Origin of the sequence: Stenotrophomonas sp. SMYL8 (assembly GCF_036320065.1) — a bacterium.
GTDB classification, from domain to species: Bacteria; Pseudomonadota; Gammaproteobacteria; order Xanthomonadales; family Xanthomonadaceae; genus Stenotrophomonas; species Stenotrophomonas maltophilia_A.
In genome coordinates this window covers 1-660 of sequence record NZ_JAWIRR010000063.1, presented here as the reverse complement: position 1 = coordinate 660, position 660 = coordinate 1, and the positions used below count along the sequence as shown (strand labels likewise).

The 660-nt window shown below is 66.2% G+C and carries 1 protein-coding gene; it reads left to right on the top strand.

The genetic code is table 11. The features are described 5' to 3' along the window. Positions 1-94: 94 nt before the first annotated feature. The gene (locus tag V3B25_RS22325) at positions 95-601 is read left to right on the top strand and encodes an acyl-CoA thioesterase (protein WP_049399791.1); all 507 of its coding nucleotides are present in this window, start codon (positions 95-97) and stop codon (positions 599-601) included. Positions 602-660: the final 59 nt, after the last annotated feature.

Here is a 660-nt window from a genome sequence, read left to right as displayed (position 1 = left end):
GCCGGCCGCTGGCCGGCTTTTTCATGGCCTCCGGAAACAATCGCGTGGTTGCCGGCCAGCGGCCGGCACTACCGGTTGCCGATACAATCGCCCCATGTCGACCGAACTGAAAACCCACCAGCTGTCCATGACCGTGCTGATGTCGCCGGAGATGGCCAATTTCTCCGGCAAGGTCCACGGCGGCGCCATCCTGCGCCTGCTCGACCAGGTCGCCTACGCCTGCGCCAGCCGTTACGCCGGCAGCTACGTGGTCACCCTGTCGGTGGACCAGGTGATGTTCCGCCAGCCCATCGCGGTGGGCGAGCTGGTCACCTTCCTGGCCTCGGTGAATTACACCGGCACCTCGTCGATGGAGATCGGCATCAAGGTGGTGGCCGAGGACATCCTCAAGCGCAGCGTGCGCCATGCCAACAGCTGCTTCTTCACCATGGTGGCCGTGGATGAGGAAGGCCGGCCAACGCCGGTGCCGTCATTGCAGCCGGTCACGTCGGACGAGAAGCGCCGCCAGGCGGCCGCATTGATCCGCCGCCAGCTGCGCCAGGAAATGGAGCAGCGCCATCTGGAACTGCTGGCGTCGAACCCGCCGTCGCCGGAAGAGTGAGGTAGTGCCGGCCGCTGGCCGGCAACCTCGCGCGTGCTGCCAGACATCATGAGGTTGCC

Coding starts and splice junctions, on each gene's coding strand:
- V3B25_RS22325 (WP_049399791.1), top strand. CDS start 95: ATGTCGACCGAACTGAAAACCCACCAGCTGTCCATGACCGTGCTGATG.